Genomic DNA, 21421 nt, shown 5'->3' with positions numbered 1-21421 from the left:
CTCCTTACGAGTACACCGAGCGACCGCCCGGGCCTTGATCTTTGGAGATCCGGCGCGCGAGGTAGAGCCCTTCGAGCGCCAACTCGGCACCCGCGGCACGCTCACCGTCGGATTGGGCACCAAGGCGTTCGGCGATCTCGTCCAGAACCTCGATCTCGGGCAGTTCTTCGAGAAGTGCCTTGGCCGTGACGGATTCACCCGTGACGACGGTATTGCCCATCTCCACGGCGGCAACCAACATTCCCAGGTCGATTCCTCCCAGGCGCACACGAACGGTGTCTGCCGTCGCTCGACGCAACAGGTGTTCGAGCACTTCCAGTTCGCGGCCCTCTTCGCCGGATTCGAACTCCACCTTGCCGCGCAGAACTTCCACAACCGAGTCCAGATCCACCGGTCTCGCAACAGGATCCGCCTCACCGAGGATCGCGGCGCGTCGTACCGCTGCGGCACTGACGGTCTCGGCACCGGCCACGGCAAACCGTGCCGACACCCCCGAACGCTGGTCGACCGAAGTGGATTCACGGAGCAGCCGGGTGAAGCGGGCAAGGATCTCGAGCAGGTAGTCGGGAACCTCCGCCGCGAGATGCGCTTCCTGCTCGATCACAGCAATTTCGTCCATCAACTCGACCGGATAGTGGGTACGGATCTCGGCACCGAAACGGTCTTTGAGCGGGGTGATGATGCGCCCGCGGTTGGTGTAGTCCTCGGGGTTGGCGCTCGCCACCAACAGAACGTCGAGCGGGAGCCGCAACGTGTATCCGCGTACCTGAATGTCCCGCTCCTCCATCACGTTGAGAAGCGACACCTGGATACGCTCGGCGAGGTCGGGAAGTTCGTTGATCGCCACAATTCCGCGGTGCGCTCGGGGAACGAGGCCGAAATGAATGGTCTCGGGGTCACCGAGGCTGCGGCCCTCCGCCACCTTGACCGGATCGACGTCACCGATCAGGTCCGCGACCGAGGTATCAGGAGTCGCGAGTTTCTCGGAGTACCGCTCGCTGCGGTGACGCCACGCCACCGGCAGGTCGTCGCCCAGCTCCTTGGCTCGGCGAATCGAGGCCGGCGTGATCGGCTCGTACGGATGCTCCCCCAGCTCTGATCCTTCGATGACGGGCGTCCACTCGTCGAGCAGCAAGCCGAGCGTACGAAGCACTCTCGTCTTGCCCTGCCCACGTTCGCCGAGTAGAACGACGTCGTGGCCGGCGATCAGGGCCCGCTCGAGTTGCGGAGCGACAGTGTCCTCGAACCCGACTATCCCGGGCCAGGGATCGCGGCCGTCCCGCAACGCGGCGAGAAGGTTCTCCCGAATTTCTTCTTTGACACTCCGTTGCACGTGTCCGGCGGCGCGTAGCTCACCGAGGGTCTTGGCGACAGTCACCACACCAAGTTACGAGCATTTGCGCGATTGCGCCGCGCGCCGAGAAAGATTCGAGGTCAGCCCTGCACCTGAGACTGGTCCATCCAGATGATTTCCCAGATATGGCCGTCGGGATCCTGGAAGCTCCGCGAATACATGAATCCGTGGTCCTGAGTGGCATTTCCAGCGCTGCCACCGGTCGCGAGAGCCTTGTCGACGATGGTGTCCACCGCCTCGCGAGTCTCCGCCGACAGACCCAACAGCGCTTCCGTCGACGTAGACGTGTCGGCAATTTCCTTCGACGTGAAGGTCTTGAAAAATGGCTCTGCCAGCAGCATCACGACAATTTCGTCGCTGATGACGATCGACGACGCGTTGTCGTCGGAGAACTGTGGGTTCTTGGAATAGCCGAGCCCCTCGTAGAAGGCGGTGGCCTTGCCCAGGTCCTTGACGGGCAGGTTGAGGAAGAACATGGTTGGCATGAAAGTTCCTTTCGATGGTCTGGTGTGTGCCTTTATACCCGTGCGCGATGAAATCCAGACCTAAACTCCACCCATGGATACCTGGGTCTTGCCCGCCATGCTCGGTCTCGGCCTTGCCGCCGCGTCGGGGATGCGAACGTTCCTGCCGCTGCTGATGCTGAGCGCTGCTGTCCATTTCGAGCTGTTCGGGATCACCGTCGGTGAGTCGATGCAGTGGATCGGATCGACTGGCGCCCTGGTGGCGCTGGCGATCGCCGCTGTCGTCGAATTGGGTGCCGACCTCATTCCCTTTGTCGACAACGCGCTGTCCGTGGTCGGCAATGTCACCGGCCCCATCGCCGGGGTGATCGCGGCCTGGGCCGCGTTCAGCCATCTTGATCCTGCGGTGGCTGGGATAGCTGCCATCATCGTCGGGGCGCCTACTGCACTGACCTTCAGCTCCGCGCAGACGGGCGCGCGAGCGGTCAGTACCGCAACTACGGGTGGGCTCGCCAACCCTGTGCTCTCGATCGTCGAGGACGTACTGACGTTCTTCACGTCGCTGATTGCGATGATCCTTCCGCTCCTGATCATTCCGCTGCTTGCCGCGCTCCTGTGGTTCAGTTGGCGGGGCCTGCGCCGCCTCCGCGGTGCGCGCACAGCCTGAGCATCCGAACCTGGTAGACAGGTCGTCATGTCCGACACCGAGATCACGTTTCAATCCGGCGACGTCACCCTCTTCGGGAGCCTGCGCCTCGCCACCACTCCAGACGAACAAGCACCTGCCGCGCTCATCCTCGCGGGTAGCGGTCCCACGGATCGCAACGGCGACAGCGCACTCCTCGAAGGCGATATCGGGACGCTTCGATTCATCGCGGATCTCCTTGAAGAACAGGGCATTTCGAGTCTGCGCTACGACAAGATCGGCAGCGGCGAAACCGGATTGGGACCGTACGAGGTCGACGACATCGCAGATCTCGGTTTCAACACGTACGTCGACGCGGCCTCTGCCGGTCTCGACTACCTGGCAGCGCAACCCGGCGTCGACGCCGAGCGACTGATCATCATCGGTCACAGCGACGGCGCGGTGGTTGCTCTTGCTGTGGCAACCGGTCACGACGGTTCCCGCGTCCACGCACTCGCTCTGGTCGAACCGCTGAGCATCAGGCTCCTCGACCTTCTGACCAACCAGATTCACGGGCAACTCGACGCGGTTGTCGGGGCCGGGCAGTTGCCGGTCGAATTGGCTGACGAGCTTCGAGTGGCGCTAGCCGGTGCGGTCGAATCGTTGCGCAGTGACGGTACCGTTCCCGACGATCTTCCCGAACCTCTCCGCAATGCCGGACTGGTGTACGCAAATGCCAAGGCTCTCGCCGAGGAAGATGCACTGGACCCGGTTGCACTGGTGGCGTCACTCCCAGCCGGAATGCCGGTCCTCACCAGTTGCTCGGCCAAGGACATCCAGATCGTTCCGGCCGAGGTCGCGGCACTCGACGAGGCTCTCGCTCACACCGCGCTCACGTCGGTACGGATGAAGAACGCGAGTTTTGTGCTCAAGGATCTCGGTGACGAGCACTCGACGGGCCCCGATTACGTCGCGCCCTTGCCGTACTCGCGGGAGTTTGCCGAACCGTTTGCTGCCTGGGTTCGATCACTCCGCTGAGCCGCCACCCCGGGCTGCATACAGACCGAACGGCCTTGTTTTCGACATGAAAGTTCCCCTTGCGAATCATCGCGAGGGGACTTTCGTTTTCACCACCGGACCTGCACGAAAAGCAGTTGCGGGACGTCAATCGCCGGGACAATAGTCACACGAAGTTTACGTTCGTGTTGGTTTTTATTGGTGCAAACCCTGGCAGCGTCCTGTACGGTCATCCATTAACCAGCTACGCCGAACGAGAAAGGCACGGATCAGATGACGCTTCACCCGGACTTTGCATCCGCGCTTTCGTGGCGCAGTTGCACCGCCCCCGTACAGATTTTTTCGGCCGACACGTCGGCAACTCGTATGGCCGGCAAGGCGATGAATCACAAGCGCATGAGCCATAAGCGCGGTGTTCCCCGAGAATGATCCACCGATTGATCGGATCCGTTTTCGGGCACCCAGGGCAAACGCCTCGGGTGCCTTTTCTTTTACCTTTCACATGCAGGAGAACAACATGAAACTTCGAGTCAACCAACTGTCCACCGCGCCCCCGTATGCCAATCTGCCCTCCGACCTGAGCGGTTACGCCGTCACACTGGACCTCTCGCACTCCGACGCGGCCCACGAAGCGACTCTTGGCGATTTGATCAGCGAGATCCGCGCCCGCGGCGCTTCCCGCGTCGTGATCACCGGAACTCCGCGTGAACTCCAGGGAACACAGACCCACGCTGCCTGACCCGATACACCAACCTCGAGAAGCAAGAGACAAAAGAAAACGGGCCCCGACATTCACGTCGAGGCCCGCTTCACACGAAGTTGATCAGTGCGCGAAGTGGCGCGCACCTGTCAGGTAGAGAGTGACGCCGGCTTCCTTGGCTGCCTCGATCACCTCGTTGTCACGAACGGAGCCGCCGGGCTGAACAACAGCCTTGACGCCCGCGTTCAAGAGAACCTGGAGTCCGTCGGGGAACGGGAAGAACGCGTCGGACGCGGCCACCGAACCGACAACACGATCGCCGGCGCGCTGGACCGCAAGATGCGCAGCATCCACACGGTTGACCTGGCCCATGCCGACGCCAACCGAGGCGCCGCCCTTAGCCAGCAGGATTGCATTGGACTTCACGGAACGGCTTGCACGCCAAGCAAATTCCAGATCCTTGAGCGTTTCCGCATCGGCCGCTTCACCGTTGGCAAGGGTCCAGTTGGCCGGGTTGTCACCATCGGCGTCGAGGACGTCACGCTGCTGCAGCAAGGTGCCACCGGAGATGGGGCGAAGCTCGATGCCGGTAGCAGTCGGTGCGGCCGCCTTCAGAACACGAATGTTCTTCTTGCGCTGCAGAACCTCGACCGCTCCGTCGGCATAGGACGGCGCGATGACAACCTCGGTGAAGATGTCGGCGATCTGCTCGGCCAGTTCGACGGTGACCTCACGGTTCGCCGCGATGACGCCACCGAAAGCACTGACCGGGTCGCAAGCATGCGCCTTGCGGTGGGCGTCGGCGATATCAGCGCCGACGGCGATGCCACAAGGGTTGGCGTGCTTGATGATTGCGACTGCCGGGTCAGCGAAGTCGTAGGCTGCGCGCCAGGCGGCGTCGGAGTCCGTGTAGTTGTTGTACGACATCTCCTTGCCGTGCAACTGCTCGGCCTGAGCCAAACCTGCGGGAGCCGCCGGGTTTTCGTACAGAGCAGCATCCTGATGCGGGTTCTCGCCGTAACGCAGAACAGCGCTGCGGTTCCACGTTGCGCCGACCCAGGCCGGGAACTGCGAGCCGTCTTCGTCTGCCGCAATGGTGCTGGTCATCCAACTCGCGACAGCCACGTCGTACGACGCGGTGTGCTGAAACGCCTGCGCGGCAAGGACAGTGCGCTCACGCAACGTGAATCCGCCACCGGCAACAGCCGTCAAGACGTCGGCGTAACGGGCCGGGTCGACCACAACGGCAACCGACGGATGGTTCTTCGCAGCCGCGCGCACCATCGACGGACCGCCGATGTCGATCTGCTCGACGCACTCATCCGGCGTCGCGCCGGAAGCAACTGTCGCCGTGAACGGGTACAGGTTGACTACAACGAGTTCGAAAGTCGCGATGCCGAGTTCCTCGAGCTGAGCGAGGTGATCCGGCTTGCGGGTGTCGGCCAGGACGCCGGCGTGGACGCGCGGGTGCAGCGTCTTCACTCGACCTTCGAGGCATTCGGGGAATCCGGTCAGAGCCTCGACCGGGGTCACGGGGATGCCCGCGTCGGCGATCTTCGACGCGGTCGAGCCGGTCGACACCAACTCGACACCGGCCTCGTGCAGACCCGTTGCCAGCTCGATCAGACCGCTCTTGTCGTAAACACTGACAAGAGCGCGGCGCACAGCCTTGCGTTCACTCACTGGGGATCACGGCCTTTCGTCCATCGGAAACTACTCCGTGTGTAGCGACAGCGGCGATAACGTCCGCCAACAACCGCCGCTCTACAACTTTGATGCGCTCGTGCAACGACGACTCGGTGTCGCCCGGAAGCACTGCCACAGGTTCTTGGGCCAAAATCGGCCCGGTGTCCACGCCGTCGTCGACCAGATGCACCGTCGATCCGGTGACCTTGACGCCGTACGCCATCGCGTCGGGAACCGCGTGCGCGCCGGGGAAGGCAGGCAGCAACGCGGGGTGGGTGTTGATGATCCGTCCACCGAATTTCGCCAGGAAACTGGGTCCGAGGATCTTCATGAAGCCTGCGCTCACCACCAGATCCGGCTGGTGCTGCGCAACAGCGGAGGTCAGTGCCATGTCCCAGGCGGCGCGGTCGGCAAAATCCTTGATCGACACCTTGAACGCAGGAATTCCCGCAGCTCCGGCATGTTCGGTGGCAGCGCAGTCGCGATCGACACCGACAGCAACGATCTTCGCGGGATAGTTCTCGGTGTACGACGCTTCGACGAGCGACTTCAGGAGGGTTCCTGCTCCGGAGGCGAGAACCACGACGCGAGTGGGCGTCGCCTGCTGCAGGTTGTGGGCCGAGGCAGTCAGCGCTCTACTCCTGAGATCTAGAAGATGGTGTGGCCGGACAATCGGCCAGACGACAGCTTAGTCGCTGGGGTCTTTCACCGGTGAGGGCAGGTCGGTCGCAGACTCTTCGGCAGAATCCTCGACGACGGTTACAGCGTCGACCTCGACCTCTTCAGCCTTGCTTTCTCGAGCCGCGAGTTCCGGCGCCTCGGTCTCCGCAGGCTCCGCAGGCTCCTCGGTCTCCTCGGTCTCCTCGGTCTCCGCAGGCTCGTCGGCCTCCATAGTCTCCGACTCTGGCGCCGAACCCACTTCATCAACGGACTCATCCGTCGAATCCGGGCTCGTGTCACAGTCTTCGGACTCAGCTGTTTCCACCGACTCAGCTGTTTCCACCGACTCCGCAGCTTCAGCCTGCTGGGCCGGTGGCGCCGTCACCGTGGGTGCCGGTGGGGGGACGACCTGTGCCCGATGCTGCAACCACGTCGCGATCAGTGCACTGATCGATCCGAACAGCGCCAACCAGCCGAAGGTCAGCAACCCGACAGCCCACCAGGTCACCTCGACGGCACCGAAGTACCCCAGCTCCCCGCCACTGGCGAGAGCGAGGAGCGCGATCACTGTTCCACTCATGAATGCGGCGGCAACTGCCGTGAGAATTCCGTCCTGCCCACCGACGCGGCGTGCGCAGTCTCGGCCCAGATAGATCCCGATCGCGACAGGAACAGCAAGGAGGACAGGCCAGAACCCTCCGCCCGCTCCAGCCGGCACGGCTCCGAGAACCGGAAGCGGTGGAAGGTCGCCGCCGATGTTGCCGAACACACTCGTCGACACCTCACCGATGTCGGCACTTGCGCCGGTCATGACGGCAACCGCGCCGACAACAAGGTTGGGCAGGTAAAGCAGCGACAGCACGGTCAAACCCAGTACGCCGACAAAGCCACCGCCGCGGGAAAGGAGATCGCCGACGGTGGACCAGGAGACGAGCAGCGCACACAGAACGGCAATAGATCCCGCTGCCAGCAGCGCCGTTGTTGTCCAGGCACCGGGGCGAACCGCAGCCGATGCCCACCGCGGAAGCTCAGGTTCGATGATCTGCCAGTGCGCGACAACAACGCCGACCGTCGCGGCCACCAGGTGAATTCCGGCAACCCAAGCGAACGCGCTCAACGCATTGGGACTCGACAGTGGGATTGCGGCGGACGCGTCGGCAACAACAACCAAGCAGATCGCGGTCACGGTGAGAGGCCCCGCCACGGCTGCGCCCACCAGTCGCGCTGCTGCTACCCGCGTATCGGCGAGTGTTGCCGCCGACGCACATCGCCGCGCCACCACCCACATCATGAGTGCGGTCGGGAGCAACGGCAGCACACCCAGTTGAACGTCGTCGATAACAACAGGAACTTGATGAATAGCCAGCCACGTCGTTGCGATCGCGCCGAATGTCCCGGTCAGATCACTGCTCGCCGATACCAGTGTCACGACTACGACGGCCGAGATCAACAGGATCGCCATGCCCGATGACCGCAAGGCCACGGTGAGGAGTGTTCTGGTCTGGTCTGCTTCCGGCGTGGGTGTGCGTAGCGACGTACGGCCTCGTGTTTGCTGACCGGCAGAAGGGCGTGGTCGTGTTCGATCAGTCAAAGAATTCATCCCCTCGAGGATTTCACCCGACATCGCGGCGCGCACTCAGGCGCGCCGCCCGGGACGAATCCGATAACCCCTTACTGCTGGCGCTCGTCGGGGTTCCGAGAATCGAAAGCTCGAGTCTCGGCCGCGGGGTCTGTGCTCTCGCCGGTTTCGGGGGCTGCGGGAGCTTCGAAGCCGGTGGGCTGGGCAGGAGCGGATTGGGCAGACGGGTACGGCGCCGCCTGGTGCTGCCCGGAGGGGTACTGCGGTGCGGGCTGCGTGTACCCGCCGTAGTGCTGGGCTTGCTGGGCTGACGTGTCCGTCGTTTCCGCGGGTGTCGCGCCGTAGCCGCCCGCGTATCCCTGCTGCTGCGAACCCGGCTGCGGCGCCTGACCGTACTGCTGTCCGTACGGCTGGCTCTGAGCCCCGTACTGCTGCGCCTGACCCGGCTGCGGCTGCCCCGGCTGTCCTTGCTGGTACATCTGCTGCTGCTGCGGCGGCTGGCCGTACTGCTGGTAGCCCTGCCCGAAGCCCTGGGGAGCTGCCGGCCGGGGCGCGGGTGCCTTCAGGATTCCGATGTCGAAGAGGAGCGCAGCCACTGCGACGACGGTCTGCACAAAACCGAGGACGAGGACGACTATCAATCCCCACCCGAAGCCGATGTCGAGGTAATCCGTCGAACCGAGGCTGAAAGCGGTGAACACCAACGAGACATATCCGACCAGGGACAACGCGGCAAATATCCCTGCGTAGCGTTGCTGCGGCAGCAGTGACACCGCAGCCAGAACACCGCCGGCAAAAAGGAATCCGAGTCCGTAGACACTGGTTTCGAAGAAGCTGGACGTGGTGCTCACGTCGGAACCGACACCGGAACTCGTGATCGAGGTGAAGGGAGCGAACCCCAGCAGAAAGTTGACGATTCCCAAAGCGGCTACCGCGATGGTCAAGAAGAAACCGATCTTGGCCCCACCGCCTGCGTTCGGGGGCGTCGGCGATCCGTACGAGGATCCTCCGAAATTTGACCCTTGCGGTGTGAACGTCATGGCTTCCCCTCGTGGACGGACGGTTGTCGATTCCAGCCTATGTGCCTTGTCTTCTCACGCCAACACCGACAGGAGACAATGGGCAGATGCCCTTCACTCTTGCTCCCGGCGCGGATCACACTGTCGAGACGGAAGTGAAGCACTCGCGGTTCATCGCCTCCCTCCGCAGAATCGACGACACAGAGGGCGCAAAACGGTTCCTGGCCGAACAGAAATCACTGTATCCGGATGCGCGCCATCATTGTTCGGCATTCGTGGTGGGTTACGACGCATCATCACGGTCCGAACGCGCCGATGACGACGGTGAACCGGGCGGCACTGCCGGGATTCCGATGTTGCAGGTACTCAAGGCGCGTGATCTCGTGGACGTGATTGTCGTCGTGACACGCTATTTCGGTGGCATCAAGCTGGGCGCAGGCGGTTTGGTGCGCGCGTATTCCGGTGCGGTGTCAGTCGCAGTGGATTCCGCCACACTAGTGGGTCGCGAGCGACGGACATTGCACACCTTGGCAATTCGGCATGGGGAGGCAGGACGCGTCGAGGCCGAACTGCGTGCACGTGGAATTGTGGTCCTGGGTACCGATTACGGATCGAAAGCTGTTCTGACACTTGCCACTCACGACCCCGAACACCTTGCGTCGACGGTGGCGTCGATCACCTCCGGCGCCGGCCAACTCGAAACCGCAGGCGATACGTGGGTCGACGTCTGAGACGCCCGGCGACAAACATGTCACAGTGACGAACAACGCCCGCAACCAGGAAAACCTGATTGCGGGCGCTGTAGTTCAGTCAAGCTGTAGTTCAGAGAGGCTGTAGTTCAGACAACACGAAGCACTACGCTCCGCGAAACGAACTCAGAGGCTCTGGAACTCAGAGGCTCTGAAGGATCTCGCGTGCGAGAGCGGCGGTGGCGGACGGCGTCTTGCCGACCTTCACGCCTGCAGCTTCGAGTGCTTCCTGCTTGGCCTGAGCCGTTCCCGAGGAACCGGAGACGATGGCGCCGGCGTGGCCCATGGTCTTGCCTTCGGGAGCGGTGAAGCCTGCCACATAGCCGACAACCGGCTTGGTGACGTGAGCCTTGATGTAATCGGCTGCGCGCTCTTCCGCGTCGCCACCGATTTCACCGATCATCACGATAACCTTGGTCTCGGGATCGTTCTCGAATGCCTCGATGGCATCGATGTGCGTCGTGCCGATGACCGGGTCGCCGCCGATGCCGATGGCGGTGGAGAAGCCGAAGTCACGGAGTTCGTACATCATCTGGTAGGTCAGGGTGCCCGACTTGGAGACCAGGCCGATGGGGCCGGTGCCTGCAATGTTGGCGGGCGTGATGCCGACGAGAGCTTCACCCGGGGTGATGATGCCGGGGCAGTTCGGTCCGATGATGCGCGTCTTCTTGCCCTTGGACTCGTTGTACGCCCAAGCGTAAGCGGAGTCCTGGACCGGGATGCCCTCGGTGATGACCACGAGGAGCGGGATCTCCGCGTCGATGGCCTCGACGATTGCGTCCTTCGAGAATGCCGGGGGAACAAACGCGATGGAAACGTCTGCGCCGGTCTCCTTCATTGCTTCTTCGACCGTCGCGAAGACGGGGAGCTCGACAGCGGAACCGTCAGCAGCAACGTGCGAGACCGTGGTGCCGGCCTTGCGGGCGTTGACGCCGCCGACGACCTGGGTGCCGGCTTTGAGCATCAGAGCGGTGTGCTTGGTGCCCTCGCCGCCGGTGATGCCCTGGACGATGACCTTTGAATCCTTGGTGAGGAAGATTGCCATTGTTCTGTGAGTCCCTTACTTCGCTGCGTGAGCGAGTTCGGCGGCCTTGTCGGCGGCCTCGTCCATGGTTGCGACGACCGTGACCAGCGGGTGGTTGGCCTCGGCGAGGATACGACGACCCTCTTCGACGTTGTTTCCGTCCAGGCGAACGACGAGCGGCTTGTTGGCCTCGTCGCCCAGGGTCTTCAGTGCGCCGACGATGCCGTTGGCAACTGCGTCACAAGCGGTGATGCCGCCGAAGACGTTGACGAACACGCTCTTGACCTGTGCGTCGTTCAGGATGACATCCAGGCCGGCAGCCATGACTGCAGCGGAAGCTCCGCCGCCGATATCGAGGAAGTTGGCGGGCTTGACGCCACCGTGGTTCTCGCCTGCGTATGCGACGACGTCCAGCGTGGACATGACAAGGCCTGCGCCGTTGCCGATGATTCCGACCTCACCGTCGAGCTTGACGTAGTTGAGGTCGTTTTCCTTGGCCTTGAGCTCGAGGGGATCGGTTGCGTCGCGATCCTCGAATGCCTCGTGTCCGGGCTGACGGAACGCTGCGTTCTCGTCGAGGGTGACCTTGCCGTCGAGGGCGAGGATCTGATCGTCGGGCGTGCGAACGAGGGGGTTGACCTCGACGAGGATTGCATCCTCGTTGATGAAGACCTCCCACAGCTTCTGGATCGTGACGGCCGCTGCGTCGAGCACCTCTGCGGGCAGCTTTCCTGCCTCGGCGATGCTGCGCGCGAACGCGAGGTCGACGCCCTTGACTGCGTCGACGGGGATCTTCGCGAGAGCGTCGGGGTTCTCCTCGGCGGTGACCTCGATCTCGACGCCACCCTCTACCGAGCACATGGCCAGGTAGGTGCGGTTGGTGCGGTCGAGCAGGAAGGAGATGTAGTACTCCTCGGCAATGTCACTTGCCTCTGCGACCAGCAGCTTCTTGACGACATGGCCCTTGATGTCCAGGCCCAGGATTGCCTCTGCGTTTGCCACTGCGGCATCCACGTCGGGCGAGTACTTCACGCCACCGGCCTTGCCGCGGCCACCGACCTTGACCTGCGCCTTGATCATTACGGGCTTGCCGATTTCTTCGGCAATCTCACGTGCTCCTGCGACCGTGTCCGTAACACGCCCAGCCGAAGTCGGCACTCCGTGCTTGGCGAAGAGTTCCTTCGCCTGGTATTCGAAGAGATCCATCTGCTCACCGTCTCGTCTGCGTTGACACCCGCTCGAGGGGTAGGAGCGGGTCTGTTCTGGACTTTAACCAGTTGCTGCGTTCGGTTTGCGCCCGCATACATGCTATGTGGCCCATGTCACGCGACATCGCCAGGTGCGGCAGGCGTCACCGATCGGCGACGCAGCTTCACACCATTTGTCAAGCGCGGGTCTCACCGCCGCTCGGCATGCATCGACAGCGTTGTTCGCGCACTGAAGAAAGCAGCAACGACTAGCAAGAGTAGGCCCGTCGCCGCTGCGATCGCACCCGCCCCCACTGTTGCGTCCGGTATGCGTGAAGACGTCAGTGGTCCCGCGACGAGATAGACCGACACCGAGACCGCCGATCCGACGAGGAGCGCAACGGCACGCGGTGGCCGGGAACGGGTCGCGACGACGGCCGCGAGCAGGACCGACACTCCGACGAGGAGTTGACCCCAGGTATCGATCCCCCACGCGTCGCTTCCCCATGGCCATTGCGTGATCGACGCCGCGGTGTGAGTTGCGCCGCGATAGAGCGGCAGAGCGGTGCCGACGAGTGCAAGTACGCCGCCGAGTCCGGCGAGGACACGGACCACGGAGTTCGCCTCGACCTCCACGGATGTGTCGATTTCCTCGCGTTCCGCTGTTCCGGCGAACCACAACGCCAGGCCGGCCGCGGCCGCGAGCGCGGAGGCGACGCCCATCACGTACACCCCGGCCCCAAGGTCGACACCCGAAACGTCTGTTGCGATGACAGCTGGTTGCACGACAGCTGCAATTCCCATGACGACGGTGGTCCACAGCGTTCCCACGGCCGGACGAATGGCAACGGCGCGGCCGGGAATCCACAGCCCCAGCGACGCGACGAGGAGAACGATCGCCGCAACGAAGACGATGCGGGTCGCGAGGATCGACGGTTCGGCGAGCCCTCCCGGCAAGGACAGAATGGGCAACGACGCGCCAAGTGCGGCCAACACGGCGGCGCCAATTCCGAGTGCCCCGGCGATGCGGTGCACCTTCGTGACGTGAGCCTGCGCTTCGCGGGCTTGCTCGATCATCGCGGCTCGGCGGGCTTTCTTGGAGCCGCCGGTGTGCGCCTGATTCCCAGATCTCACCGGCGCCGCTTCTACTTCTTCTGCCGCTGCAGCCTCACGCCGCACCGACAGAATCGGTATCACCGCGCCCACTCCCACGATGACCACCGCCGCGATGGCACCCACGATCGATCCCACGCCGACACCGATCCGGTCACCGGACGCCAGAGCGGCAACAACCCGAGTGCCACTGACTCCCAGCGCGCCGACGCCGGCGCCGACAACGCCGCCGCCGCCCACCCACGGCGAAATCGACGTCAGGGCCGACGCCGTGACAATCAAGACGGCCACGGCGACCAACGCGGTTCCGACGGCACTGGCAGCGGGACTGTCCACCAGGGAGCGGGCGAGAAAGATCGGATCCTGCGAGTCGAAGGCGGGCGCGAAGAGCGACAGCACGTAAGTACCTGCAGCAAGAATCAATACGGATGTCGGCCAGGTACCGATGCGTCCGCCTACGGATCTGCCCTCGTACTCGGCGGCATGCGCGCTGCCGTATCCGTCACGCTCGGACTCACGAAGAATCACCACGAGTCCCAGAATTCCGGCAACAACCAACAGAGCGTGCCCGAGGAGCGCAACGTACGACCCGACACCGGCGGTGATCACTCCAGCGGAAATCGGACGGAAAAGTTCCAAGCGGTTTGCGTCGATCGCGTCGACGAACAACTGCAGATCGAGGATCGCGACCCCGAAGGACAACGCGCCGGCACCGGCCAAGAGCGCGCCAGAGAGGGCGGGGTGGCGACGCGCCACCACAATCGCTCCAGCCGGGATCAACAGCGCGCACAGCGCGGCGAATATCGAGGCGGTCACGATCGAACCGGACGCGCCGGGTCCACTCCCCACTCCGACAACCGGCGCAGCCGACACCGCGACCGCGCCGAGCAGTCCCAGAACTAGGGCCAGAGCGAGCGGCGGCGGGAATGGACGATCGGTGCGAACATCGCCGGGCGCATGGACCGACGAGCTTCGGGGTGTTGACGACACCTGATCGACGGTAGTGCCTGCGCAGGTCGGTGATCTGGTTGTGACACACCCCGACATCAATCGAGATACTTGGTCCGATTTGTCCGAAGCGGCATATTCCCTGGTCAAGATGTGAGCCACGTCACAAACCAGGGCTCGTTTGCCGTATAGGTTGCACGTGTCGCAACCATTTCGTTACCGTTACTCCAGCTAAGTCACAGGCTGATCACGAACCCCAAGGAGCGAACAGGCATATGCGACACAGCCAGTTCACCGCCAGCAGGTTCACAGAATCGGAACCGGACGAGGTCACGCCCCCTTATCCAACGCACTCGGCCCGGCGTTACACCGAGACCAAAAGTTCTGAGATTTCTTCCCTTATGTTCACTCGCTCCTCATCCCCCACGTCGTCAGATTCCGACTCGATAGATGCCTACCCGGCAGACTTCGAGACCGTCGAGTCCGACGTGAACAGCATCTCGACCTTCACGCCACCGACATCTGCAGATGTCTCCTCCCCGGTTCGTCGCACCGGCGCTCACCGCATCCCTACCCCGCCCTCAGCGCTCAAAGGCCGCGCCGCAGTTCTTGCAGTCGCAGCCGGCGCGGTAGTCGCAGCGGGACAGGCAGTAGTCGACAACGGCTCGGGCAATGCAGTCGGGCACTCGGACGTCGCACTTGCCGACCAGTCCTCCACCATCGGAACCACCGCACAGCCGCAGGCAGCCCAGTTCGCGCCCACCGCCGCAGCGTCGTCCACCACCGCAGCCGACGCACCCCAGGTGCTCAACGTCGCCGCCCCGACCGATCTGTCGCAGTTCAGTAACCTCCTCGCCAAGGGACAGCGTTTCAGCGAAGAGCGCGCAGCCCGCGAAGCCGCTGCCCGGCGCCCCCTGTTCGTCCTCCCCGCTGTCGGAACTTTCACATCGAACTTCGGTAGCCGCTGGGGCACCCTGCACGCCGGTGTCGATATCGCCGCCCCCATCGGAACGCCCATCGTCGCGGTCGCCGACGGCACCGTCATCGACTCCGGCCCGGCTTCCGGTTTCGGCATGTGGGTTCGTCTGCAGCACGCCGACGGCACCATCACCGTGTACGGCCACATCGACACCTCGGTAGTCACCGTCGGCCAGCAGGTCATGGCCGGCGATCAGATCGCCACCGTCGGCAACCGCGGCTTCTCCACCGGCCCGCACCTGCACTTCGAGGTTCATCTCGCCGGCGAGAACAAGATCGATCCCCTCCCCTGGCTCGCCTCACGCGGTATCAGCCTGGGCATCGAGCAGGACTGAGCTCACTACAACGCTCACCACAACCGAAACTTTCGGCCCGCACCTTTTTCTCTGGTGCGGGCCGAAAGTCTTTCCGGAGCTTCTTGCCCCTACAGTTTCACCATCGGGACACCGCCGATGAGCATCAGACGTACCTTGCCTGCGCTGCCGAAGTCGATGGTGACTGTTGCCGTCGGACCGGTGCCCTTGGTCTCGAGGACTGTACCCAGTCCGTACTTGTCGTGGCTGACCCGATCGCCGACCGCAAGAACCAGGTTGTTGTTCCGCCCTCGCGCAGCACCGAAACTGGGTGCAGGAGAGTCGTTTCGAGAGGTGTTGCCGTAGCCACGGCCACCTTGGCCACCCTGATTGCCGTAGCCACCGCCATAGCCCTGACCGCCCCCGTAGCCGGGTCGACCGCTTCCGAACCCGCCGCCTGTGCCCGGGTCTTCGCGGCGCCAGTTGATCAGATCCTCGGGAATCTCGCTGATGAACCGTGATGCGGGGTTCTGAATCGGTTGGCCCCATGCGGAGCGCATGATGGCGCGCGTCAGATACAACCGTTGCCGGGCGCGGGTGATCCCGACGTAGGCGAGGCGTCGTTCCTCGGAGAGCTCTGCCGGATCGCCGAGGGCCCGCATGTGCGGGAATTGACCGTCTTCCCAACCGGTTACGAAGACGACGGGGAATTCGAGGCCCTTGGCGGTGTGCAGTGTCATCATGGTGACAACACCTTCGTCGGAGTCGGGGAGCTGATCCGCGTCGGCCACCAACGACACACGTTCGAGGAAGGCTGCCAGCGAACCTGGATCGGGTTCACCTTCGCGCATCGCTGCGGTTTCTTCGTCGTCCGGGTCGATCAGTCCGGCAGCATTTCGCGCATCAGAACTGAATTCTCTTGCCACACTGACAAGTTCGTTGAGATTGTCAAGCCTGGCACCGTCCTGAGGATCGCTGCTGGCAGCAAGCTCGCCGCGGTAGCCGCTGCGTTCGAGCACGGCCTCGGCCACTTCACCGATGTCACCGAGCTCGGAAGACTCACTGCCGTCGGCAGATTCGGCTGGCAACAAAGTGCGCAGGCCGTCCATCATGTCGAGGAAGGCAACGATCGCCTTCTGCGAACGCGTATTGAGCAGTGCGACCTTGCCTTCCGCCGCATCCCGCAACGCGGCAGCAAAGCTGATGTTTCGATGCTCCGAATGCACTGCGACGCAAGCCTCTGCGCGGTCGCCGATCCCGCGGCGCGGTGTGTTGAGGATTCGACGCAAGCTCACCGTGTCGTCCTCATTTGCGAGCACCCGCAGGTAAGCGACGATGTCGCGAACTTCCTTGCGCTCGTAGAATCTGACGCCGCCCACGATCTTGTACGGCACACCGAGGCGGATGAAGATTTCCTCGAGCGCACGCGACGAGTTGTTGGTGCGGTAGAACACTGCGACGTCCGAGAATTTTGCGTCACCGTTCTCGACCAGCCGGTCGATCTCGGAGGCGACAAAGGATGCTTCGTCGTGCTCGTTGTCCGCAACGTATCCGACGATCAGTTCGCCTTCACCGGAATCGGTCCACAACCGCTTCTCGCGTCGGCCCGTGTTCTTGGAGATGACGGCGTTGGCAGCCGAGAGGATGTTCTGCGTCGAACGGTAGTTCTGCTCGAGCAGGATGGTGCGGGCGTCCGGGTAGTCTCGCTCGAACTCCACGATGTTGCGGATGGTGGCACCGCGAAACGCGTAGATGGACTGATCGGCGTCGCCCACCACGCACAGTTCTGCCGGTGCCACCGCGTGGTCGGATTCGCCTGCGCCGCCGACCAATTCACGCACCAGCATGTACTGCGCATGGTTGGTGTCCTGGTACTCGTCGACGAGGACGTGACGGAAGCGTCGACGGTAGTACTCCGTGATCTGCGGGAAGTTCTGGAGCAGCGCCACAGTCTCGCCGATGAGATCGTCGAAATCGAGCGCGTTGGCCGAGCGCAGGCGCTGCTGATAGATCCCGTACACCTTCGCAACCAGGCGGGGCAGTTCTGCGGGATCCTTGTCCGCTGCCGCGACGGCTTCCTCGGGGTCGATCAACTCGTTCTTGAGGTTCGAGATGTGCGTCGCAAGCAATCTCGCTGTGAAACGCTTGGTGTCGAGCTCGAGATCCTTGGAAATCATCGTCAGGAGCCGGCGCGAATCATCCGAGTCGTAGATGGAGAAGTTGGAGTTCAGACCCGGAAGCAACGCCGCCTGAGCGCGCAGAATGCGCACACAACTCGAGTGGAACGTCGACACCCACATGCTGTTGGCCCGCGGCCCGACCAATGCCGCGACGCGCTCACGCATCTCGGCTGCCGCCTTGTTCGTGAACGTGATGGCAAGGATCTGCCCCGGAGTGGCACCACGCTCTGCCAACAGATATGCGATGCGACGCGTCAGCACCGCAGTTTTGCCCGAGCCGGCGCCGGCCACGATCAGCAGCGGTGAACCGGCATGGACCACGGCTTCGCGCTGCTGCGGGTTGAGACCCTCGAGAAGCTCGTCGGAACCCCGGCCACCCGGCTGGGCAGAATGCCCGTGCTGGGCAGAGTGACCGCGCTGGGCAGAGTGACCGTGCTGGGCAGAATGACCGTGCTGGGGCGCATCGTGATCGTCCTCGAAGAGGCCACCTTGCGCGTAAAGACCGCCCTGCCCCTCGAGACCGCCCTGCCCCTCGAGACTGCCCCGCCCGCCACGACTGCCCTGCTCACCGACTGCTGGATACATGTTCATCGTCTGTCCACGCTACCGGCGTCCACCGACAAGAGTGTGAGTGCGTGCGTCGCGCAGTGGTGGTACTTGGAACTGGGGTGCCGAACATGGCAAACTGGACGCTATGTTGAGCCTGTGCAACACCCCGACCACCTGCGTTTGCCGCAGTGTCGGTGCGCGGTGGCACTACTTTACGAGCGCCGGACCGCGGTGCTCGTGAAGTCTTCGAACAGCTCACCTGCCTCTGGTCCGACTCGGATCCGGGGCATTTTTCGTCAGGGCGCTGGATCGGTAACGACCCGAGCTGAGAACACGATCCACGCAGTAGAAAGAGGAGACGAATATATATGAGCACGCAGGCAACGGCACCCGAGGGAAACTCCACTCCGACCGACGTCGACGTTCCGCGCAGCGAAGCCGAGATCAATGAACTCCGTAAGGAAATCGATCGTCTCGACGCCGAGATCCTGGCAGCAATCAAGCGCCGCTCCGAGGTCTCACAGATCATCGGCCGGACCCGGATGGCTTCAGGGGGACCGCGCCTGGTTCACAGTCGTGAGATGAAGGTGCTCGAGCGTTTCAACGAGTTGGGCCAGGAAGGTCACACGCTCGCGATGTTGCTCCTTCGTCTCGGCCGCGGACGCCTGGGACACTAAGCCCCGCAGCTCGCATCGTCCTGCTCGCAGACCGGCTGATCGGAGCAGGCCAGGGTGCCACCGAGACTCATCCAGAAGTTTCCAGACCGGGCCGTTAAAGTCGATGACTGTGAGCATTGACATCACCGGAACATCAGCCTGGCAGAAACTGCGCGCTCATCACGCCGATTTCCACGCCGTTCACCTTCGGGAACTCTTCGACGAGGATCCGGCTCGCGGAACCGAGTTGACGGTGGATGCCGGTGATCTCCACATCGACTACAGCAAGCACCGCGTCAGTCGTGAGACTCTCGACCTGCTGATCGCGCTGGCTCGAGAAGCCGGTGTCGAGGAGCGACGCGACGCCATGTTCGCGGGTGATCACATCAACACCTCCGAGGATCGGGCGGTGCTGCACACCGCACTGCGCCTCCCTGCCGACGCATCCCTCACCGTCGACGGCCAGGACGTCGTTGCCGACGTTCACGAGGTTCTGACGTCGATGGGCGCCTTTGCCGATCGTGTTCGCAGCGGTGAGTGGACCGGATTCACGGGGAAGCGCATCCGCACCATCGTCAACATCGGTATCGGTGGATCGGATCTCGGGCCGGTCATGGTGTACCGAGCGCTGCGACATTACGCCGACGCCGGCATCAGCCTCCGATTTGTCTCCAACATCGATCCCGTGGATCTGGTGGGGCAGCTTGCCGATCTGGATGCCGAGACCACTTTGTTCATCGTGGCATCGAAAACGTTCTCCACACTCGAGACCCTGACCAATGCAACGGCGGCAAAACGCTGGCTGTTCGCCGGTCTGGGTAGCGACGATGTCGCCGCTGTCGCCAAGCATTTTGTCGCGGTGTCCACCGACGCCGAGCGAGTCTCCGCGTTCGGGATCGACACCGTGAACATGTTCGGATTCTGGGATTGGGTAGGTGGCCGTTACTCGGTCGACTCCGCCATCGGCCTCTCCGTCATGTGTGCGGTCGGCCCCGTTCGCTTTGCCGAGTTCCTCGACGGCTTCCACCAGATCGACACGCATTTCCGTACCCGACCGCTAGAGGAGAATGCGCCGGCGATTCTCGGCTTGATCGGACTCTGGTACTCCAACTTCTTCGGTGCACAGTCCCGCGCCGTGTTGCCGTATTCCAATGACCTGTTGCGCTTTCCGGCCTACCTACAGCAGCTGACCATGGAGTCGAACGGCAAATCCGTCCGCTCCGACGGCACCCCGGTGACCACCTCGACGGGCGAGATCTTCTGGGGCGAACCAGGAACAAACGGCCAGCACGCCTTCTACCAACTACTCCATCAGGGCACCTGGTTGGTGCCTGCCGATTTCATCGGTTTTGCCGAGTCCACCGACGATCTTCCCACTGCCGACGGCACAGGTTCGATGCATGACCTCCTGATGAGTAACTTCTTTGCGCAGACCAAGGTGTTGGCCTTCGGCAAGAGCGCGGAGGAAATCGCGGCCGAGGGAACACCCCCGGAGTTGGTGCCGCACAAGGTGATGCCGGGTAACCGTCCCACCACCACCATCCTGGCCAAGGAGCTCACACCGTCGGTGGTCGGGCAGTTGATCGCGCTCTACGAGCATCAGGTTTTTGTCGAAGGTGCTGTGTGGGGGCTCAATCCGTTCGACCAGTGGGGTGTCGAACTCGGCAAGACCCAAGCTTTGGAACTGGGGCCTGCACTCTCATCAGCCGAGGCTCCGCGCGATCTCGGCGATTCCTCGACCGACGCCCTGGTGAACTGGTACCGCACTCAACGCGGCCGGGCCTGAGCGACTGGCTCGAACGCTCAGGCTGCGTCCGGCCCGAACCAATTCTCGGTGGCGTACACACGCCCGGACCGATCCACCAATCGAGCTCGAAGTTCTTGCTGCTCAACCCATTTGATCGCGCTTATCCCCCGCACGAGCGCCGCACGGCTGGCGGCGTACGCCCACACCGCGTCGTCGGCAATCACCGACACCTGCACCCATTCGGTTGACGGACGATCCTGGTGTGGTTGCCATGAAGGCGGTTCGGCGGCGTGCGCAGTGGCAATCGCCGTCCCGTTGGCCAGTTCGACGTCTTCGCCGCCCGGAACGGGAATCTGCCAACCACCGGCCGGAGCGTGCCCCGCAGTGGCAAGTACGTCGCCGATCCGCACCGCAACACCACATTGCAGCTCCGCCGCAACAGTTTGCGCGGCTCGATCGACGGTGTCCGCCTTCGCCACTCCCGTGATGTCGAACGAAGCTCCCCACGGCGCGTACACGACGTCGCCGTCGAGTTGCACGTCCTCGAAAGTGGGGGTCGGGTGGACCGGCGGAATCGAGTCGTCCTCCGAGAAGTTGTCGGCGAGGGGGTTCACCTCACCCGCCGTCATACGGGCCGCCCACAACGCCGAACGCAACAGCGACGACATTCGCCTGGTCACTTTCACCGGCGTCCCCTGGGCCAGATTGACGGCATGAATTTCGGCGTCGCCGCGCCCGAGATCGCACAGCGCTTCGGTGTCCTCGATGGCGGCAGCGATCAGCGCGTGTGCTGTGGGCAGCGCAGCACCCTCCGTGACATCCACTTCGATAGCGGAATCCCACATAGCCCACTTCTCGACACTGACCATGTCAGCCCTGCCCTTCGTACCACG

18 protein-coding genes are annotated in these 21421 nt (G+C 63.3%); 7 read left to right on the top strand and 11 right to left on the bottom strand.

Translation table 11 applies throughout. The annotated features are described in order from the left end of the window. Nucleotides 1-4: 4 nt before the first annotated feature. A complete protein-coding gene (locus tag V2B23_RS11100; RefSeq protein WP_430950398.1) occupies nucleotides 5-1381 on the bottom strand; it encodes an ATP-binding protein in 1377 nt (458 codons plus the stop codon). Between the two features lie 53 nt (nucleotides 1382-1434). Then, nucleotides 1435-1839, bottom strand: coding sequence for a VOC family protein (locus V2B23_RS11095; protein ID WP_430950397.1), 405 nt, complete (start codon nucleotides 1837-1839; stop codon nucleotides 1435-1437). Between the two features lie 73 nt (nucleotides 1840-1912). Between V2B23_RS11095 and V2B23_RS11090 the strand changes: the two genes are divergently transcribed. From V2B23_RS11090 to V2B23_RS11080, 3 genes are all read left to right on the top strand, one after another. After that, complete coding sequence (locus V2B23_RS11090; protein WP_430950396.1) at nucleotides 1913-2485, top strand: DUF4126 domain-containing protein; 573 nt, start codon at nucleotides 1913-1915, stop codon at nucleotides 2483-2485. Nucleotides 2486-2512: 27 nt separating this feature from the next. Further along, nucleotides 2513-3481 (top strand): alpha/beta hydrolase, encoded by a 969-nt coding sequence (locus V2B23_RS11085; protein WP_430950395.1) that lies wholly within the window; start codon nucleotides 2513-2515, stop codon nucleotides 3479-3481. Between the two features lie 496 nt (nucleotides 3482-3977). Continuing rightward, on the top strand, nucleotides 3978-4199 hold the full coding sequence (locus tag V2B23_RS11080; protein ID WP_430950394.1) for a hypothetical protein: 222 nt from the start codon (nucleotides 3978-3980) through the stop codon (nucleotides 4197-4199). 84 nt (nucleotides 4200-4283) lie between these two features. Here V2B23_RS11080 and purH read toward each other — a convergent pair whose 3' ends face one another. From purH to V2B23_RS11060, 4 genes are all read right to left on the bottom strand, one after another. Next, the gene (purH, locus tag V2B23_RS11075; protein ID WP_430950393.1) at nucleotides 4284-5843 is read right to left on the bottom strand and encodes a bifunctional phosphoribosylaminoimidazolecarboxamide formyltransferase/IMP cyclohydrolase; all 1560 of its coding nucleotides are present in this window, start codon (nucleotides 5841-5843) and stop codon (nucleotides 4284-4286) included. Further along, nucleotides 5836-6477: a phosphoribosylglycinamide formyltransferase gene (gene purN / locus V2B23_RS11070; RefSeq protein ID WP_430950693.1), complete on the bottom strand. Its 642-nt coding sequence runs from the start codon at nucleotides 6475-6477 to the stop codon at nucleotides 5836-5838. Before purN ends, purH begins: the two co-directional genes overlap by 8 nt. A gap of 57 nt (nucleotides 6478-6534) precedes the next feature. Next, a complete protein-coding gene (locus V2B23_RS11065; protein ID WP_430950392.1) occupies nucleotides 6535-7989 on the bottom strand; it encodes a cell division protein PerM in 1455 nt (484 codons plus the stop codon). A gap of 188 nt (nucleotides 7990-8177) precedes the next feature. Then, nucleotides 8178-9125 carry a DUF5336 domain-containing protein gene (locus V2B23_RS11060; protein WP_430950391.1) on the bottom strand — a complete coding sequence of 316 codons (948 nt, stop codon included), beginning with the start codon at nucleotides 9123-9125 and terminating at the stop codon, nucleotides 8178-8180. An 86-nt stretch (nucleotides 9126-9211) separates the two neighbouring features. On the opposite strand from V2B23_RS11060, the gene V2B23_RS11055 reads away from it, so the two are divergent. Next, nucleotides 9212-9835 (top strand): IMPACT family protein, encoded by a 624-nt coding sequence (locus V2B23_RS11055; RefSeq protein ID WP_430950390.1) that lies wholly within the window; start codon nucleotides 9212-9214, stop codon nucleotides 9833-9835. Nucleotides 9836-9995: 160 nt separating this feature from the next. Here V2B23_RS11055 and sucD read toward each other — a convergent pair whose 3' ends face one another. From sucD to V2B23_RS11040, 3 genes are all read right to left on the bottom strand, one after another. After that, the gene (gene sucD / locus V2B23_RS11050; RefSeq protein WP_430950389.1) at nucleotides 9996-10898 is read right to left on the bottom strand and encodes a succinate--CoA ligase subunit alpha; all 903 of its coding nucleotides are present in this window, start codon (nucleotides 10896-10898) and stop codon (nucleotides 9996-9998) included. A 15-nt stretch (nucleotides 10899-10913) separates the two neighbouring features. After that, entirely contained in the window at nucleotides 10914-12083 is a 1170-nt protein-coding gene (gene sucC / locus V2B23_RS11045) for an ADP-forming succinate--CoA ligase subunit beta (RefSeq protein WP_430950388.1), read from the bottom strand. A gap of 191 nt (nucleotides 12084-12274) precedes the next feature. Beyond that, a complete protein-coding gene (locus V2B23_RS11040; RefSeq protein ID WP_430950387.1) occupies nucleotides 12275-14167 on the bottom strand; it encodes a hypothetical protein in 1893 nt (630 codons plus the stop codon). 233 nt (nucleotides 14168-14400) lie between these two features. On the opposite strand from V2B23_RS11040, the gene V2B23_RS11035 reads away from it, so the two are divergent. Continuing rightward, the gene (locus tag V2B23_RS11035) at nucleotides 14401-15438 is read left to right on the top strand and encodes a M23 family metallopeptidase (RefSeq protein WP_430950386.1); all 1038 of its coding nucleotides are present in this window, start codon (nucleotides 14401-14403) and stop codon (nucleotides 15436-15438) included. Nucleotides 15439-15527: 89 nt separating this feature from the next. Here the strand turns inward: V2B23_RS11035 and pcrA are convergent, their stop codons facing one another. Next, a complete protein-coding gene (pcrA, locus tag V2B23_RS11030) occupies nucleotides 15528-18167 on the bottom strand; it encodes a DNA helicase PcrA (protein ID WP_430950385.1) in 2640 nt (879 codons plus the stop codon). Between the two features lie 326 nt (nucleotides 18168-18493). Between pcrA and V2B23_RS11025 the strand changes: the two genes are divergently transcribed. Then, a complete protein-coding gene (locus V2B23_RS11025) occupies nucleotides 18494-18802 on the top strand; it encodes a chorismate mutase (protein ID WP_033234204.1) in 309 nt (102 codons plus the stop codon). A 109-nt stretch (nucleotides 18803-18911) separates the two neighbouring features. Beyond that, nucleotides 18912-20567 carry a glucose-6-phosphate isomerase gene (pgi, locus tag V2B23_RS11020; RefSeq protein WP_430950384.1) on the top strand — a complete coding sequence of 552 codons (1656 nt, stop codon included), beginning with the start codon at nucleotides 18912-18914 and terminating at the stop codon, nucleotides 20565-20567. 17 nt (nucleotides 20568-20584) lie between these two features. On the opposite strand, the gene V2B23_RS11015 is transcribed toward pgi, so the two are convergent. Further along, a complete protein-coding gene (locus V2B23_RS11015; protein ID WP_430950383.1) occupies nucleotides 20585-21397 on the bottom strand; it encodes an FAD:protein FMN transferase in 813 nt (270 codons plus the stop codon). Nucleotides 21398-21421 lie beyond the last annotated feature (24 nt).

The sequence above is a fragment of the Rhodococcus sp. 24CO genome (genome assembly GCF_050586165.1).
GTDB lineage: Bacteria > Actinomycetota > Actinomycetes > Mycobacteriales > Mycobacteriaceae > Rhodococcus_F.
This window is presented reverse-complemented; position numbering and strand designations above follow the sequence as displayed.

Coding starts and splice junctions, on each gene's coding strand:
- V2B23_RS11090 (WP_430950396.1), top strand. CDS start 1,913: ATGGATACCTGGGTCTTGCCCGCCATGCTCGGTCTCGGCCTTGCCGCC.
- V2B23_RS11085 (WP_430950395.1), top strand. CDS start 2,513: ATGTCCGACACCGAGATCACGTTTCAATCCGGCGACGTCACCCTCTTC.
- V2B23_RS11060 (WP_430950391.1), bottom strand. CDS start 9,125: ATGACGTTCACACCGCAAGGGTCAAATTTCGGAGGATCCTCGTACGGA.
- V2B23_RS11095 (WP_430950397.1), bottom strand. CDS start 1,839: ATGCCAACCATGTTCTTCCTCAACCTGCCCGTCAAGGACCTGGGCAAG.
- V2B23_RS11055 (WP_430950390.1), top strand. CDS start 9,212: ATGCCCTTCACTCTTGCTCCCGGCGCGGATCACACTGTCGAGACGGAA.
- sucD (WP_430950389.1), bottom strand. CDS start 10,898: ATGGCAATCTTCCTCACCAAGGATTCAAAGGTCATCGTCCAGGGCATC.
- V2B23_RS11080 (WP_430950394.1), top strand. CDS start 3,978: ATGAAACTTCGAGTCAACCAACTGTCCACCGCGCCCCCGTATGCCAAT.
- V2B23_RS11015 (WP_430950383.1), bottom strand. CDS start 21,397: ATGGTCAGTGTCGAGAAGTGGGCTATGTGGGATTCCGCTATCGAAGTG.
- V2B23_RS11025 (WP_033234204.1), top strand. CDS start 18,494: ATGAGCACGCAGGCAACGGCACCCGAGGGAAACTCCACTCCGACCGAC.
- sucC (WP_430950388.1), bottom strand. CDS start 12,083: ATGGATCTCTTCGAATACCAGGCGAAGGAACTCTTCGCCAAGCACGGA.
- pcrA (WP_430950385.1), bottom strand. CDS start 18,167: ATGAACATGTATCCAGCAGTCGGTGAGCAGGGCAGTCGTGGCGGGCGG.
- V2B23_RS11035 (WP_430950386.1), top strand. CDS start 14,401: ATGCGACACAGCCAGTTCACCGCCAGCAGGTTCACAGAATCGGAACCG.